This window comes from Paracoccus sp. FO-3 (assembly GCF_006386455.1).
In the GTDB taxonomy this organism is placed as follows: Bacteria; Pseudomonadota; Alphaproteobacteria; order Rhodobacterales; family Rhodobacteraceae; genus Paracoccus; species Paracoccus versutus.
Genome location: NZ_VCBQ01000002.1, coordinates 1 through 14,466, shown reverse-complemented (window position 1 = coordinate 14,466; position 14,466 = coordinate 1). Strand labels below are relative to the sequence as shown.

15 protein-coding genes and 1 tRNA gene are annotated in these 14,466 nt (G+C 68.4%); 13 read left to right on the top strand and 3 right to left on the bottom strand.

Annotated features, from left to right (window positions below):
• Nucleotides 1-18: 18 nt before the first annotated feature.
• The 5 genes from FE811_RS00655 (at nt 19) to FE811_RS00640 (ending at nt 5,131) form a co-directional block, all read left to right on the top strand.
• Complete coding sequence (locus FE811_RS00655; protein ID WP_036753572.1) at nt 19-1,299, top strand: ABC transporter substrate-binding protein; 1,281 nt, start codon at nt 19-21, stop codon at nt 1,297-1,299.
• A gap of 61 nt (nt 1,300-1,360) precedes the next feature.
• Nucleotides 1,361-2,185, top strand: coding sequence for an ABC transporter ATP-binding protein (locus FE811_RS00650; protein ID WP_036753571.1), 825 nt, complete (start codon nt 1,361-1,363; stop codon nt 2,183-2,185).
• 18 nt (nt 2,186-2,203) lie between these two features.
• Nucleotides 2,204-3,421, top strand: coding sequence for a phenylacetate--CoA ligase family protein (locus tag FE811_RS00645; RefSeq protein WP_116223262.1), 1,218 nt, complete (start codon nt 2,204-2,206; stop codon nt 3,419-3,421).
• 28 nt (nt 3,422-3,449) lie between these two features.
• Nucleotides 3,450-4,547: a caspase family protein gene (locus FE811_RS28085; protein ID WP_255469548.1), complete on the top strand. Its 1,098-nt coding sequence runs from the start codon at nt 3,450-3,452 to the stop codon at nt 4,545-4,547.
• Nucleotides 4,439-5,131, top strand: coding sequence for a peptidoglycan-binding domain-containing protein (locus FE811_RS00640; RefSeq protein WP_255469567.1), 693 nt, complete (start codon nt 4,439-4,441; stop codon nt 5,129-5,131). The genes FE811_RS28085 and FE811_RS00640 overlap by 109 nt, the downstream gene beginning before the upstream one ends.
• Before the next feature lie 508 nt (nt 5,132-5,639).
• Here the strand turns inward: FE811_RS00640 and ykgO are convergent.
• Both ykgO and FE811_RS00630 read right to left on the bottom strand, forming a co-directional pair.
• Entirely contained in the window at nt 5,640-5,765 is a 126-nt protein-coding gene (ykgO, locus tag FE811_RS00635) for a type B 50S ribosomal protein L36 (RefSeq protein WP_024842876.1), read from the bottom strand.
• Between the two features lie 84 nt (nt 5,766-5,849).
• A tRNA-Val gene (locus FE811_RS00630) sits at nt 5,850-5,924 on the bottom strand.
• Between the two features lie 183 nt (nt 5,925-6,107).
• On the opposite strand from FE811_RS00630, the gene FE811_RS00625 reads away from it, so the two are divergent.
• The 5 genes from FE811_RS00625 to FE811_RS00605 are packed head-to-tail and all read left to right on the top strand — an operon-like array spanning nt 6,108 to nt 9,242.
• Nucleotides 6,108-6,971, top strand: a complete 864-nt coding sequence (locus tag FE811_RS00625; protein ID WP_116223264.1) for an N-formylglutamate amidohydrolase — start codon at nt 6,108-6,110, stop codon at nt 6,969-6,971.
• Nucleotides 6,972-6,989: 18 nt separating this feature from the next.
• A complete protein-coding gene (locus FE811_RS00620; protein WP_036753563.1) occupies nt 6,990-7,877 on the top strand; it encodes an SPFH domain-containing protein in 888 nt (295 codons plus the stop codon).
• Nucleotides 7,874-8,146, top strand: coding sequence for an NfeD family protein (locus FE811_RS28080; protein ID WP_036753560.1), 273 nt, complete (start codon nt 7,874-7,876; stop codon nt 8,144-8,146). The genes FE811_RS00620 and FE811_RS28080 overlap by 4 nt, the downstream gene beginning before the upstream one ends.
• Nucleotides 8,147-8,166: 20 nt before the next feature.
• Nucleotides 8,167-8,562, top strand: coding sequence for an NUDIX hydrolase (locus FE811_RS00610; protein ID WP_116223265.1), 396 nt, complete (start codon nt 8,167-8,169; stop codon nt 8,560-8,562).
• 50 nt (nt 8,563-8,612) lie between these two features.
• Entirely contained in the window at nt 8,613-9,242 is a 630-nt protein-coding gene (locus FE811_RS00605; protein WP_036753557.1) for a glutathione S-transferase family protein, read from the top strand.
• On the opposite strand, the gene pyrF is transcribed toward FE811_RS00605, so the two are convergent.
• Nucleotides 9,243-9,935: an orotidine-5'-phosphate decarboxylase gene (gene pyrF, locus FE811_RS00600; protein ID WP_116223266.1), complete on the bottom strand. Its 693-nt coding sequence runs from the start codon at nt 9,933-9,935 to the stop codon at nt 9,243-9,245.
• Between the two features lie 155 nt (nt 9,936-10,090).
• On the opposite strand from pyrF, the gene clpB reads away from it, so the two are divergent.
• The 3 genes from clpB (at nt 10,091) to FE811_RS00585 (ending at nt 14,373) form a co-directional block, all read left to right on the top strand.
• Complete coding sequence (gene clpB / locus FE811_RS00595; RefSeq protein WP_116223267.1) at nt 10,091-12,718, top strand: ATP-dependent chaperone ClpB; 2,628 nt, start codon at nt 10,091-10,093, stop codon at nt 12,716-12,718.
• Between the two features lie 132 nt (nt 12,719-12,850).
• Nucleotides 12,851-13,747: a protein-methionine-sulfoxide reductase catalytic subunit MsrP gene (gene msrP, locus FE811_RS00590; RefSeq protein WP_036753549.1), complete on the top strand. Its 897-nt coding sequence runs from the start codon at nt 12,851-12,853 to the stop codon at nt 13,745-13,747.
• Nucleotides 13,747-14,373, top strand: a complete 627-nt coding sequence (locus FE811_RS00585) for a sulfite oxidase heme-binding subunit YedZ (protein WP_116223268.1) — start codon at nt 13,747-13,749, stop codon at nt 14,371-14,373. Before msrP ends, FE811_RS00585 begins: the two co-directional genes overlap by 1 nt.
• The last annotated feature ends 93 nt before the right edge of the window (nt 14,374-14,466 follow it).

The window sequence follows — 14,466 nt, the reverse complement described above, 5'->3', positions numbered from 1 at the left end:
CTTGGGGAGGAGACCAAGATGAAACTGAAGCTTGCAACTGTCGCACTGGGCGCCGTCATGGCGGCGGCGCCGGCCATGGCCGACCTGGTGGTGCCCAACCTCAGCTATCGCACCGGGCCTTATGGTGCGAACGGCACGCAATATGCCGATGGGTTCAACGATTACTTCACGCTGCTCAACGAGCGCGACGGCGGCATCGGCGGCGAGAAGATCCAGACCCCGGAATGCGAGACCGCCTATAACACCGAGAAGGGCGTCGAGTGCTACGAGGCGACCAAGGGCTCGGGCGCGCTGGTCTACAACCCGCTGTCCACCGGCATCACCTATCAGCTGATCCCCAAGGTCTCGGCCGACAAGATCCCGCTTTATACCCCCGGCTACGGCCGGACCTCGGCCAAGAACGGCAAGGTCTTCGAATGGGTGTTCAACGCGCCGGCGAACTATTGGGACGGTGCCAGCGTCGCCATCAAGTATCTGCTGGACCAGAACGGCGGCGACCTGAACGGCAAGAAGATCGCGCTGGTCTATCACAACTCGGCCTATGGCAAGGAGCCGATCCGCACCTTGCAGGAACTGTCCAAGAAGCACGGCTTCACCCTGACCGAACTGCCGGTCGACCCGCCCGGCCAGGAACAGAAAAGCCAGTGGCTGCAGATCCGCCGCGACAAGCCCGACTACGTGCTGATGTGGGGCTGGGGCGTGATGAACCAGACCGCCATCCAGGAAGCCGCCAACATCCGCTTCCCGATGGAGAATTTCATCGGCACCTACTGGTCGGGCTCGGAAGTGGACGTGAAGCCGGTGGGCGCCGGCGCCAACGGCTACAAGGCGCTGACCTTCCACGGCGTGGGCATGGACTATCCGATCTACGAGGACATGAAGAAACATGTCATCGATCCGGGCAAGGCCTCGCAGGGCGGGCAATATGTCGGCTCGGTGCTGTATTCGCGCGGCATGTATGCGGCGGTGGTGATCGCCGAGGCGATCGCGAAGGCGCAGGAGCTGGCCGGCACGGCGCAGATCAACGCTACGCAGCTGCGCGACGGGTTCGAGGCGCTGGACATCACGCCTGAACGGCTGGCCGAGTTGGGCCTGCCGGACTTCGGCCCCGAGATCAAGATGACCTGCGACAACCATGGCGGCAGCGGCATGGCGCGCCTGCAGCAATGGGATGCCTCGGCCGGCAAGTGGAGCCTGATCACCGATTTCACCGAGCCGGACCAGGAAGTGCTGGACCCGCTGATCCTCGAGGACAGCGAGGCCTATGCCAAGGAAGCCGGCATCTCGCCGCGCTGCTGAGCCGCTTTTCCCCGGCGGTCCGCCGCCGGGGGCCTTTCACCCGCGCCTGGAGGGAAAGTCCATGTTCGACGCCGCGCCGCAACGCGAGACCCTGCTCGAGGTCAACAATATCGAGGTGATCTACAATCACGTCATCCTGGTGCTGAAGGGCGTCAGCCTGTCGGTGCCCAAGGGCGGCATCACCGCGCTTCTGGGCGGCAATGGCGCGGGCAAGACCACGACGCTGAAGGCGATCTCGAACCTGCTGCATTCCGAGCGCGGCGAAGTCACCAAGGGCGCGATCAGCTATCGCGGCGAGCGGGTGCAGGAGCTGGACCCGGCCAGCCTGGTCAAGAAGGGCGTGATCCAGGTGATGGAGGGGCGCCATTGCTTCGAGCACCTGACCATCGAGGAGAACCTGCTGACCGGCGCCTATACCCGCGGCGACGGGCGCGCCGCCATCGCCCGCGACCTCGAGATGGTCTATTCCTATTTCCCCCGCCTCAAGGAGCGCCGGAAAAGCCAGGCCGGCTATACCTCGGGCGGCGAGCAGCAGATGTGCGCCATGGGCCGCGCGCTGATGTCGCGCCCCGAGATGATCCTGCTGGACGAGCCCTCGATGGGCCTGGCGCCGCAGCTGGTCGAGCAGATCTTCGAGATCGTCAAGGCGGTGAACGAGGGCGAGGGCGTGACCTTCCTGCTGGCCGAGCAGAACACCAATGTCGCGCTGCGCTATGCCCATTACGGCTATATCCTAGAAAGCGGCCGCGTGGTGATGGACGGGCCGGCGGATGCGCTGCGCGAGAACCCGGACGTCAAGGAATTCTATCTCGGCATGTCCGACCAGGGCCGCAAGAGCTTTCGCGACGTGCGGTCCTATCGCCGGCGCAAGCGCTGGCTGGCCTGAGGGCAGAAAGGCACCCCCATGACATTCTATGACAAGCTTGAAACCCGCAGCGCCGACGAGCGGGCCTCGTGGCTGGCGGCCGAATTGCCCGCCGCCGTCGCCCGCGCCCGCACGGCGCCGGGGCTGGCGCGCCTTCTGGGCGATGTCGAGCCCGAGCGGATCGCCACGCGCGAGGCGCTGGCCCGGCTGCCGGTGATCCGCAAGTCCGAACTCTCGGCCGCACAGAAGGCGTCTCCGCCCTTCGGCGGCTTCACCACCCGGCCGGCGCCGGATTTCGAGAACGTCTTCCAGAGCCCCGGCCCGATCTATGAGCCGGGCCGGCGCGGCGACGACTGGTGGCGGCTGGGCCGCTTCCTGCATGCGGCGGGCGTGGGGCGGGGCGACATCGTCCACAATTGCTTCGGCTATCACCTGACCCCGGCGGGAATGATGTTCGAAAGTGCCGCCCGCGCGGTCGGGGCCGCGACCCTGCCGGCCGGCACCGGCCAGACCGAATTGCAGGTCCGCGCTGCCGTCGATATCGGCACCACCGTCTATGCCGGGACGCCGGATTACCTGAAGATCATGCTCGACAAGGCCGGGGAACTGGGCGAGCGGTTGCGCTTCACCCGCGCCGCCGTCTCGGGCGGGGCGCTGTTTCCCAGCCTGCGCCAGGCCTATGCGGATCGCGGCATCGCCACGACGCAATGCTATGCCACCGCCGACTTGGGCCTGATCGCCTATGAATCCCCCGCCATGGAGGGGATGATCGTGGACGAGCGGGTGATCGTCGAGATCGTCCGTCCCGGCACCGGCACCCCGGTCCCGGATGGCGAGGTGGGCGAGGTCGTCGTCACCACGCTGAACCCGGACTATCCGCTGCTGCGCTTTGCCACCGGGGATCTTTCCGCGGTGTTGCCGGGAACCAGCCCCTGCGGGCGCACCAACATGCGCATCAAGGGCTGGATGGGCCGCGCCGACCAGACCACCAAGATCAAGGGCATGTTCGTACGCCCCGAGCAGGTGGCGGCGCTGGTCGCCCGCCACCCGGAAATCTCACGCGCTCGTGTTGTCGCGGACCGGTCCGGGGACATGGATGTGATGACGGTGCTGCTGGAAACCGGGGCCGAGGATGCGGCAAGATACGAAGGAACGGTGTTGGATACACTGAAACTTCGCGGCCGGGTGGAACTGGTTGCGCCGGGCTCGCTGCCGAACGACGGCAAGGTGATCGAGGACCGACGCAGCTACGACTGATTCCGGCCCCCCGGAATGAGGTCGCCCGATGCGCATCGCCGCCGTCCTGCTTGCCGCCCTGGTCGGGGCCGTGCCCGCCTGGGCCGAGAATCGCGCCGTCATCATCGGCAATGCCGATTATCGCAGCGCCCCCGACCTGGCAGGCTCGGACACCATGGCCCTGGCGAAGGCGCTGCGCGAGGCGGGCTTCACCACCCAGCAGGGCGTCGACCTGGAGGCGCGGCCGCTGCGCCGGCTGCTCGAGGCGCTGGCCCGTGCCGATGCCGATCCCGGCGCGCACATCGTGGCGCTGAACGGCCGCTTTCTGCATGACGCGGACGAGACCTGGTTCATGGGCACCGATGCCGATGCGCCCGGCCCGGCGGCGGCCGGGGTGCAGGGCGTGCCGCTGTCGCTGGTGATGCGGCTGATGGCGGGGGGCGAGCCGGGCTCGGTGCTGATCCTGGGCACCGATGCGCAGCAGATGCCGCACCGGCCGGGGCTGGAAAACGGCATCGGCGCGCTTCGGCCGCCGGCCGGGGTCTCGGTCGTCACCGGCCCGCCCGAAGCCGGCGCCCGCGCCCTGGCCGGGCTGCTCGGCGGGGCGACGCTGGCCCAGGCCACCGCTGGCCGGGCACTTGCCCTGCTGCCCGAGGATGCGGGCAACCTGCGCCCGGTGCCATCCCGCAATACTGCCGATGCGCTGGCCGACGACCGCGACGCCTGGGCCGAAGCCGCGGTGGCGGACGGCGCCCCGGCCTACCGCGACTATCTGGCGCGCTATCCGCAAGGGATCTATGCCGCGGATGCGCGCGAACGGCTGGCGCAGATCGGCCGCGCGCCGGGCGTGCGCTATGCCGACCGTGCCGCCTGGAGCCAGGCCGTCGCGGCCGATACGGCAGCAGCCTATGCGACCTATCTGAAAGAGTTTCCCGTCGGACGCCATGCCGNCCCCCGCCGGCAAGGCCCGCATCGCAACCCTCGCCGGCGGTGGCGGCCGAACAGGCCCTTTCGCTCGGCCCGGTCGGGCGCGCCGCCATCCAGCGCCAGCTGTCGCGGCTCGGCCGGCAGCCGGGCCCGGCCGACGGCGTCTTCGGCCCGCGCACGCGCCTGGCGATCGCGGCTTGGCAGCGCGCCAACGGGCTGACGGCGACCGGGCACCTGACCGGGCCGCAGGTGCGGATGATCGCCGCCCAGGCGGAAGGCAGCGCGACCGATACCGCCGCCCAGGACCGTGCCTTCTGGCAGCAAAGCGGCGCAGCCGGCGAGGCCGAGGGGCTGCGCGCCTATCTCGATCGCTATCCCCAGGGCATCCATGCCGAAGCGGCCCGGCGCCAGCTGGCTAATGCCGGCCGCGACACCCCCCAGGGCGACGAGGCGACCTGGCGCTGGGCCCGCCGACAGGGCTCGGCCGCGGCCTACGAAACCTATCTGGAACGCTTCCCGGCCGGCACCCATGCGCCTTCTGCGCGCGACCGCCTGGCCACCCTGCGCGCCGGCATCGAGGCGGCGCGGCGCGAAGAGGCGGGGCTTGGCCTGGCCCCCTCGACCCGCCGCCTGATCGAAGAGCGGCTGCGCATCGCCGGCATGCAGCCGGGCCCGGCCGACGGCGAATTCACCGAGGAAACCCGCGCGGCGCTGCGCCGCTACCAGGCGGCGCGCAACCTGCGCGTCACCGGCTATGTCACCCGGCAGACGGTCTCGGGCCTGCTGGCGGATGTCCTGCGCTAGCCCCGGCGGGACGACGTCTCGGCGTCCTCTTCGTCATGCCGGCGGGGTCTGCATCGCGATGCAGACGCCTCTCAACGCGTGCCAAGCGCGCTGGCAGCGATGATCCCTTTCGGGTTCTTTCGTGTTGCTTGTGCCCTCGGCCGCCGCCATGGGCCAGGGCCGCGCCCTTGCGTGCGCCGCCTCGCTCGGCTGGGCGCGCGACACACATGCCGCCTTCCCTGGACCATGGCTTGAAGCCTGCCGCGCCCCGGCACCCCGGCCGCGATTTGCGGGCTCGCCCTGGGCCAGGCCGCTGCGGCGATCCTGCTGGGCCGCTTCGGCCGCCCAAGGATCTCGCCCGAATCCTCGCCGCGCGGCCCTGACGCGCTTCCGATTTTCTTTCGTGTGGAAATATCCACGGGGGTGTGGGGGCAGTCGGCCCCCACCTGCTGCGCACCAACCGCGCAATGCGAAAACGCCCGCGGCACGGGGCCTGCGGGCGTCCCTCAATTCGGCTGACCGCCGGTTCTCAGCCCTGGCGGGCCTTGAAGCGCGGGTTGGTCTTGTTGATGATGTAGATGCGGCCCTTGCGGCGCACGACTTGGCAGTCACGGTGGCGGCTCTTGAGCGAGCGGAGCGAATTGCGAACCTTCATCGGTCTTCTCCTATCGCGGCGCATCGCTAGGTCGCGCCTTGAAAACGAAATACCCCCGAAAAAGCCTCGGGGGCGCGAAATGAATGGTGGGCGGTACTGGGATCGAACCAGTGGCCACTACGATGTCAACGTAGTGCTCTACCGCTGAGCTAACCGCCCCCCGTCAGGTGATTCTGCCGGCCTGCGCCGCCAGATCGCCTGGATCGGCGTGTCTATAGCCACCTCGCCCAGGGGTTTCAAGCCCTCAATCGACGGCTATTGGCCTTCCTCGAACATGGTTTATAAATCTTCCTGTCTCGACCGTCCAGAATGGCGCCCTCTGCGCCGCCGGGGAAAGCCAGGATGACCAGGGAAGAGCCGACTTTCGATCTGATGCGGCCGCAATCGTGGCTGGGCGGGGTGATCTTTGCCTCGCCGCATTCGGGCCGCGCCTATCCCGACTGGTTCCTGGCCGAATCGCGCCTGGACCCGCAGCAGCTGCGCTCGTCCGAGGATGCCTTCGTGGACCGGCTGATCCAGCCGGCGCTGGACCATGGCGCCGTGGTGCTGACCGCGCGGGTGCCGCGCTGCGTGGTGGACCTGAACCGCGGCCCCGAGGAAATCGACCCGCTGGTGGTCTCTGGTGCCACGCCGGCGGTCAGCAATCCGCGCATCATGGCAGGGCTGGGGGTGATTCCCCGCGTCGTCTCGCAGGGGCGCGCCATCCACGACCGGCCGATCCCGCGAGCCGAGGCCGAAAGCCGCATTACCCGGCTGTGGCATCCCTATCACCGCGCGCTTTCGGCGCTGATCGGCGAGGCGGTGGCGCAGTTCGGCGGCGCCATCCTGATCGACATGCATTCCATGCCGCGCGATGCGCTGACCCATCTGCCGCGCCCGCGCCCCGACATGGTGCTGGGCGACCGCAACGGGGTCTCGGCCGCGCCGCGGATCAGCGCCGGCGTGGCCGAGGCGGTGGCGGCCGAGGGTTTCCGGCTGCGGCGCAACTCGCCCTTTTCCGGCGCCTATATCACCCAGACCTATGGCCGGCCGCGCAACAATGTCCATGTCGTGCAGCTGGAACTGGACCGCTCGCTCTACATGGACGAGGGCCGGATCGAGCCGCGCCCGGACTTCGAGCTGTTCCGCGCCCGTTTCGCCCGCGTCGTCGCCCGGCTGGCGCGGCTGCGCCCGGATGCCAGCGACGCGGCCTTCGCCGCCGAGTGACCAAGGAAAGGAAATGCGATGCCGCCCGAAATCGCCGAGATGATCGGCCAGAACATCGCCCTGATCGTGCTGGCGCTGGTGATCCTGTTCGCCGTCAGCCGCGCCGTCCGCATCGTTCCCCAATCCGAGAAATACGTCGTCGAGCGCTTCGGCCGGCTGCATGCGGTGCTGGGGCCGGGGATCAATTTCATCGTCCCCTTCCTTGACCGGGTGGCGCATCGGATCTCCATCCTGGAACGCCAGCTGCCGACCTCGCGCCAGGATGCGATCACGGCGGACAACGTGCTGGTGCAGGTGGAAACCAGTGTCTTCTATCGCATCATCGAGCCGGAAAAGACGGTCTATCGCATCCGCGACGTGGATGCGGCGATCACCACCACGGTGGCGGGGATCGTGCGCTCGGAAATCGGCACGATGGAACTGGACCAGGTGCAGTCGAACCGCGCGCCCCTGATCGAGCGCATCCGCGAATCGCTGGCCAATATCGTCGACGACTGGGGCATCGAGGTGACGCGGGCCGAGATCCTGGACGTCAACCTGGACGAGGCGACGCGGGCCGCCATGCTGCAACAGCTGAACGCCGAACGCGCCCGCCGCGCCCAGGTGACCGAGGCCGAGGGCCGCCGCCGTGCCGTGGAACTGGCCGCCGACGGCGACCTTTACGCCGCCGAGCAGCAGGCCAAGGCCAAGCGCATGCTGGCCGATGCCGAGGCCTATGCCACCGCGGCCATCGCCACCGCGATCCGCGAGGGCGGGATCGAGGCGGCGCAATACCAGGTCGCCATGCGCCAGGTCGAGGTGCTGGCCGAGGTCGGCAAGGGCCAGGGCAAGCAGACGGTGATCGTCCCGGCCTCGGCCGTCGAGGCGCTTGGCGATGCCTTCCGCATGCTGCGGGGTGGCAAATGAGCTGGGCGAACGGCTGGATCTGGATCATCGCGGCGCTGATCCTGGCGGCGGTGGAGCTGGCGCTGCCGGGCTGGTTCTTCCTGGGCCTGGCCGGCGCGGTGCTGCTGATGGGGCTGGCGCTGCTTCTGGGCCTGTGGCCGGGCGGGCTGCCGATGGCGCTGGTGGTCGCGGCGGTGCTGACCGGCGTGATCTGGCTGGCGTTGCGGCGCATCTTCGGCGCCAAGCGGGGCGAGGTGCGGCGCTGGACCCGCGACATCAACGACAACTAGGCTTTGCCGGTGCCAAGCTGGTGCTGACCCATGGCGCGGGCCTTTTGACCTGCCTGCGCGACGATTACGACTGGATCCCCTTTCCGGCGCATTGGGACCTGCCCGGCGGCGGGGCCGAGCCGGGCGAGACGCCGGTCGAATGCGCCCTGCGCGAACTGGACGAGGAATTCGGGCTGCGTCTGCCGGCAGGGCGGCTGGCGGGGCAGGCCTTTCCCTCGGTCCTGGACCCTGGCCGCCTGTCCTGGCTGTTTCGCGGCACCATCACCGCGGCCGAGATCGCGGCGATCCGCTTTGGCGACGAGGGGCAGGAATGGCGCATGATGCCGGTTGCCGAATTCGTCGCCCATCCGCGCGCCGTGCCGCATTTTCGCGACCGCGTGCGGCTGGTCCTTGCCGGCGCGGGCTGCGGGATTTGAGAATCGCCCCGCGGCGTGCATGATCGGCCCATCGCAGCAAGGAGGCATCCATGTCCCGCATGCAGCTTTATCGTCGCAACGGCTGGGGCTCGGCCATCGTCGAGGCCCAGCTGGCGCATTACGGGCTGAAGGCCGAGGGGATCGAGGTCGCGGACCTGTTCCTGGACCCGGCCGCCAGGCGCGAACTGATGCGGATCAGCCCGGCAGGGCAGATCCCGGTGCTGATCCTGCCCGACGGCCGGGTCATGTCGGAAAGCGCGGCGATCACGCTGCACCTGGCCGACATGACCGAACGGGACGACCTGGTGCCCGAGGCCGGGGCCGCCGAGCGGCCGCGCTTCCTGCGCTGGCTGATCTTCCTGGTGGCGCAGGTCTATCCCTGCTTCACCTTTGGCGACGATCCGGCGCGGTTCCTGACCGACCCGGCGGCGCAGAAGGAGCTGGGCGAGGCCACCACGGCGCGGTTGCAGGAGCTTTGGACCGCGGTGGAGGGCGTGGTGGGTGCGCCCTGGTTTCTGGGCGAGCGGTTCTCGGCGCTGGACATCTACCTGGCGGCGATGACCAACTGGAAGCCCGGCCCGGAATGGTTCGAGCGCCATGCGCCCAAGGTCTGGTCCATCGCCCGCGCCACGGCGGCGCGGGAGGATCTGGCGCCGGTCATGCAGCGCAATTTCGGCTGATTACGCCCCGGCCAGTTCCGCCTGGATCGCCTGCGCCGCGGCGCGCGGGTCGGCCGCCTGCCAGATCGGCCGGCCGACGACGATATGGTCCGCGCCTTGGGCGATGGCGGTGGCCGGCGTCTCGATCCGCTTCTGGTCGCCGGCATCGCTGCCGGCCGGGCGCACGCCGGGGGTGACGATCAGCCGGCCCGCCGCCTCGGGCAGGGCGCGGATCAGCGCTGCCTCGCGCGGGCTGGCGATGACGCCGTCCGCCCCGGCCTCGAAGGCGCGGGCGGCGCGGGTCGCCACGATCTCGGCCACGTCGCCCGGCACGATCAGCCCGGCATCCAGGTCGGCGCGGTCCAGCGAGGTCAGGATGGTCACGGCCAGGATCTTCAGCCCCGAGCCGCTTGCCCCCTGTTTCGCCGCCCTGACCACATGTGGGTCGCCATGCACGGTCAGGAAATCCAGGTCGTATTGCGCGATGCCCTTCACCGCCGCCTCGACCGTCGCGCCGATGTCGAAGAACTTCATGTCCAGGAAGATGCGCTTGCCGTGTTCCTGCTTCAGCTCGTTGGCGAGCGCGAGGCCGCCGCCGGTCAGCATCCCCAGGCCGATCTTGTAGAAGCTGGCGGCATCGCCGATCCTTTCGGCCAGTTCCAGCCCGGCCAGCGCGTTCGGCACGTCCAGCGCCACGATCAGACGGTCGTCCATGTTTTCCCTCGGCCCCTGCGACAAACGGGCCGCTTATAGGCGGGAACCCTCTGTCTTGAAACCCCGTTTGTTCCTGCCCATGTGACTGGCAAGACCCGAGCCGGATCGTGCCAATGCGGGCGATCCAAAGCGGGGGCTGAGGAAAGGATTTTCATATGGATATGGAAAAGTTCACGGAACGGTCGCGGGGCTTCCTGCAAGCGGCGCAGACCATCGCCATCCGCGAGGAAAACCAGCGCGTGATGCCCGAGCATCTGCTCAAGGCGCTGATGGACGACGAACAGGGCTTTGCCAGCAACCTGATCGCGCGGGCCGGGGGCGATGCCCAGGCCGTGCGCCAGGCCGTCGACCAGGCGGTGGCGAAACAGCCCAAGGTCAGCGGCGGGCAGGGGCAGGTCTATGTCGATCCCTCGCTGGTGCGCGTGCTGGACGAGGCCGAGAAGCTGGCCAAGAAGGCCGGCGACAGTTTCGTCCCGGCCGAGCGGGTGCTGACCGCGCTGGCCGTCGTCAACACCAATGCGCGCGATGCGCTGGCGGCCGGCAAGTTGACGGCCCAGGGGCTGAATTCGGCGATCAACGACATCCGCAAGGGGCGCACGGCCGACACCGCCAGCGCCGAGGACAGCTACGAGGCGCTGTCGAAATACGCCCGCAACCTGACCGAGGCCGCGGCCGAGGGCAAGATCGACCCGATCATCGGCCGGGACGAGGAAATCCGCCGCGCCATGCAGGTGCTGTCGCGGCGCACCAAGAACAACCCGGTGCTGATCGGCGAGCCCGGCGTCGGCAAGACCGCCATCGCCGAGGGGCTGGCGCTGCGCATCGTCGATGGCGACGTGCCCGAATCGCTGCGCAACAAGCAGCTTTGGGCGCTGGACATGGGCGCGCTGATCGCCGGCGCGAAATACCGCGGCGAGTTCGAGGAGCGGCTGAAATCCGTCCTGAAGGAGATCGAGAACGCCGCCGGCGAGGTCGTGCTGTTCATCGACGAGCTGCACGTGCTGGTCGGCGCCGGCAAGACCGACGGCGCCATGGATGCCGCGAACCTGATCAAGCCGGCTCTGGCGCGGGGCGAGCTGCATTGCGTCGGCGCGACCACGCTGGACGAATACCGCAAGTATATCGAAAAGGATGCGGCCCTGGCCCGGCGCTTCCAGCCGGTCATGGTCGAGGAGCCGACGGTCGAGGACACCATCAGCATCCTGCGCGGCATCAAGGAGAAGTACGAGCTGCACCATGGCGTCCGCATCAGCGATGCCGCGCTGGTGGCTGCCGCGACGCTGTCGCATCGCTACATCACCGACCGCTTCCTGCCCGACAAGGCCATCGACCTGGTGGACGAGGCCGCGAGCCGGCTGCGCATGGAGGTGGACAGCAAGCCCGAAGAGCTGGACCAGCTGGACCGGCAGATCCTGCAGATGCAGATCGAGGCCGAGGCGCTGAAGAAGGAAGACGACGCCGCCTCCAAGGACCGGCTGGAGAAGCTGGAAAAGCAGCTGTCGGAATTGCAGGAGAAATCCGCCTCGCTGACCGCCCGCTGGCAGGCCGAGCGCGACAAGCTGGAAGGCTCGCGCACGCTGAAGGAGCAGCTTGACCGCGCCCGCGCCGAACTGGACCAGGCTAAGCGCGAGGGCAACCTGGCCCGCGCCGGCGAGCTGAGCTATGGCATCATCCCCGGACTCGAGCGGCAGCTGGCCGAGGCCGAGGGCCATAACGATGGCCTGCTGGTCGAGGAGACCGTCCGCCCCGAGCAGATCGCCGAGGTGGTGGAACGCTGGACCGGCATCCCCACCAGCAAGATGCTGGAGGGCGAGCGCGAGAAGCTGTTGAAGATGGAGGACGTGCTGGGCCGCCGCGTCATCGGCCAGTCCGAGGCGGTGACGGCCGTGTCGAACGCCGTGCGGCGGGCGCGGGCGGGGCTGAACGACCCCAAGCGGCCCCTGGGCAGCTTCCTTTTCCTCGGCCCCACCGGCGTCGGCAAGACCGAGCTGACCAAGGCCATCGCCGAATACCTGTTCGACGACGACTCGGCCATGGTCCGCATCGACATGTCCGAGTTCATGGAGAAGCATTCGGTCGCGCGGCTGATCGGCGCGCCCCCCGGCTATGTCGGCTATGACGAGGGCGGCGTGCTGACCGAGGCGGTGCGGCGCCGCCCCTATCAGGTGATCCTGTTCGACGAGGTCGAAAAGGCGCACCCGGACGTGTTCAACGTGCTGCTGCAGGTTCTGGACGACGGCCAGCTGACCGATGGCCAGGGCCGGACGGTGGACTTCAAGCAGACGCTGATCGTGCTGACCTCGAACCTCGGGGCGCAGGCGCTGTCGGCCCTGCCGGAAGGCGCCGATTCGGGCCAGGCGCGGACGCAGGTGATGGACGCGGTCCGGGCGCATTTCCGGCCCGAGTTCCTGAACCGGCTGGACGAGATCGTCATCTTCCACCGGCTGACGCGCGAGAACATGGACGCCATCGTCCGCATCCAGCTTGCGCAGCTGGAAGGCCGGCTGGCCCAGCACAAGATCGGGCTGGACCTGGACGAGGCGGCGCTGAAATGGCTGGCCGACGAAGGCTATGACCCGGTCTTCGGCGCCCGGCCGCTGAAGCGGGTGATGCAGCGCAGCCTGCAAAACCCCCTGGCCGAGATGATCCTGGCCGGCGAGGTTCTGGACGGCCATACCGTCCATGTCACCGCCGGGCCCGAGGGGCTGGTCGTCGGCAACCGCGTCTCCTCGGCCCACCTGGGCTCGGCGGATGAAAGCGGGCCGCGGGTGCCGCTGCACTGAGACGCGAAAGGGGCGGATGCCACGCATCCGCCCCTTTTTCCTGCCCGGCGCTCGCGCGGAAATCACGCCGAGTTTCATCGGCATCCTGCGCGCCGGGTGGCATGATATGCGGGCGACAGGGAGAGAAGCGCCATGAAGCTGAAATGGTCCGATGTGACGCCCGAGGCGGACTATCTGAACCGCCGCGCCTTTCTGGCCGCGGGCATCGCGGCGCTGGCGACGCCCGCCCTGGGGCTGCAGGGGCGGCCTTCGGCCTTCTCGACCGACGAGACGCCGAACAGCCTGGAGGACATCGCGCATTACAACAACTTCTACGAATTCGGCACCGGCAAGAGCGATCCGGCGCAATATTCCGGCAGCCTGAAGACCTCGCCCTGGTCGGTGGCGGTCGACGGCATGGTGGACCGGCCCGGCAGCTACGGCGTCGAGGATCTGGCCCCCGAATCGGCGCTGGAAGAGCGTATCTATCGCCTGCGCTGCGTCGAGGCCTGGTCGATGGTCATCCCTTGGCTGGGCGTGCCGTTGGCGGCGGTGCTGGACAAGGTGGGCGTGCAGCCCGGTGCGAAATTCGTCGCCTTCCGCACCCTCCACGACCCCGAGCAGATGCCCGGCCAGCGCGCCCGCATCCTCGACTGGCCCTATCGCGAGGGGCTGCGGCTGGACGAGGCCATGCACCCGCTGACCATCCTGGCGACCGGGCTTTACGGGCGCGTGCTGCCCAACCAGAACGGTGCGCCGATCCGGCTGGTGGTGCCGTGGAAATACGGCTTCAAGTCGATCAAGTCGGTGGTGGCGATCACCGTGACCGACACGCAGCCGCCCTGCAGCTGGCAGATGATGCAGCCTGGCGAATACGGGTTCTATGCCAATGTGAACCCGCAGGTGGACCACCCGCGCTGGTCGCAGGCCACCGAAAGGCGGATCGGCCGCGGTCTTTTCGGCGGCCGGCAGGATACGCTGATGTTCAACGGCTATGGCGAACAGGTGGCCGGGCTCTACGCGGGCATGGACCTGGCAAAGCATTACTGATGGTGCAGCACCTCAATCGCTGGCTGCGGCATGTCCCGGTCTGGGCAGTCTGGCTGGCGGGGCTGATCCCGCTGGGCCTGCTGGTCTGGGACACGCTCCAGGGCAATCTGGGCGTCGATCCGGTGCGCGACATCGAGCACCGCCTGGGCCGCACCGCGATCTATTTCCTGCTGACGACCCTGGCGGTGACGCCGCTGCTGCGGCTGACCCGGCTGAACCTGATGCGCTTTCGCCAGGCGCTTGGGCTGATCTGCTTTGCCTATGTCGCCTGCCACCTGGCGGCCTGGGTGGTCTTCGACATGGCCTTCCTCTGGGCGCAGATGCTCAGGGACGTGGTGAAGCGGCCCTATCTGGTCTTCGGCATGCTGGCCTTCGTCATGCTGCTGGCGCTGGCGGTGACGTCGAACCGATTCTCGATCCGCCGCATGGGCGCGCGCTGGCGGCAATTGCACCGGCTGATCTATCCGGCGGCGATTCTGGCGGCGGTGCATTGGCTCTGGGCGCTGAAGGTATGGGAATCGTGGCCTTTGTTGTTATTTGGTTTGATTCTCGTGTTTTTGTTCCTGCGTTTGCTGGGGAAAGGGGGGCTGGTTTGGGGGTGGGGGATTGCGGGTCGCGGGGGGTGATTGCGTGGGGCCGGGGTGTGGGCGGTTGGGGCCGCGTTAATTTTACGTTGTTTTTCATGCGGTTGGCGATCTTTGTCATTTTTCTTGATTTTG

What these genes read in the sequence shown, in the direction of transcription:
- FE811_RS00645 (WP_116223262.1), top strand. Translation starts at nt 2,204, where the DNA reads ATGACATTCTATGACAAGCTTGAAACCCGCAGCGCCGACGAGCGGGCC.
- pyrF (WP_116223266.1), bottom strand. Translation starts at nt 9,935, where the DNA reads ATGGACGACCGTCTGATCGTGGCGCTGGACGTGCCGAACGCGCTGGCC.
- FE811_RS00625 (WP_116223264.1), top strand. Translation starts at nt 6,108, where the DNA reads ATGACCAGGGAAGAGCCGACTTTCGATCTGATGCGGCCGCAATCGTGG.
- FE811_RS00655 (WP_036753572.1), top strand. Translation starts at nt 19, where the DNA reads ATGAAACTGAAGCTTGCAACTGTCGCACTGGGCGCCGTCATGGCGGCG.
- FE811_RS28080 (WP_036753560.1), top strand. Translation starts at nt 7,874, where the DNA reads ATGAGCTGGGCGAACGGCTGGATCTGGATCATCGCGGCGCTGATCCTG.
- FE811_RS00620 (WP_036753563.1), top strand. Translation starts at nt 6,990, where the DNA reads ATGCCGCCCGAAATCGCCGAGATGATCGGCCAGAACATCGCCCTGATC.
- ykgO (WP_024842876.1), bottom strand. Translation starts at nt 5,765, where the DNA reads ATGAAGGTTCGCAATTCGCTCCGCTCGCTCAAGAGCCGCCACCGTGAC.
- FE811_RS00605 (WP_036753557.1), top strand. Translation starts at nt 8,613, where the DNA reads ATGTCCCGCATGCAGCTTTATCGTCGCAACGGCTGGGGCTCGGCCATC.
- msrP (WP_036753549.1), top strand. Translation starts at nt 12,851, where the DNA reads ATGAAGCTGAAATGGTCCGATGTGACGCCCGAGGCGGACTATCTGAAC.
- FE811_RS00650 (WP_036753571.1), top strand. Translation starts at nt 1,361, where the DNA reads ATGTTCGACGCCGCGCCGCAACGCGAGACCCTGCTCGAGGTCAACAAT.
- FE811_RS00585 (WP_116223268.1), top strand. Translation starts at nt 13,747, where the DNA reads ATGGTGCAGCACCTCAATCGCTGGCTGCGGCATGTCCCGGTCTGGGCA.
- clpB (WP_116223267.1), top strand. Translation starts at nt 10,091, where the DNA reads ATGGATATGGAAAAGTTCACGGAACGGTCGCGGGGCTTCCTGCAAGCG.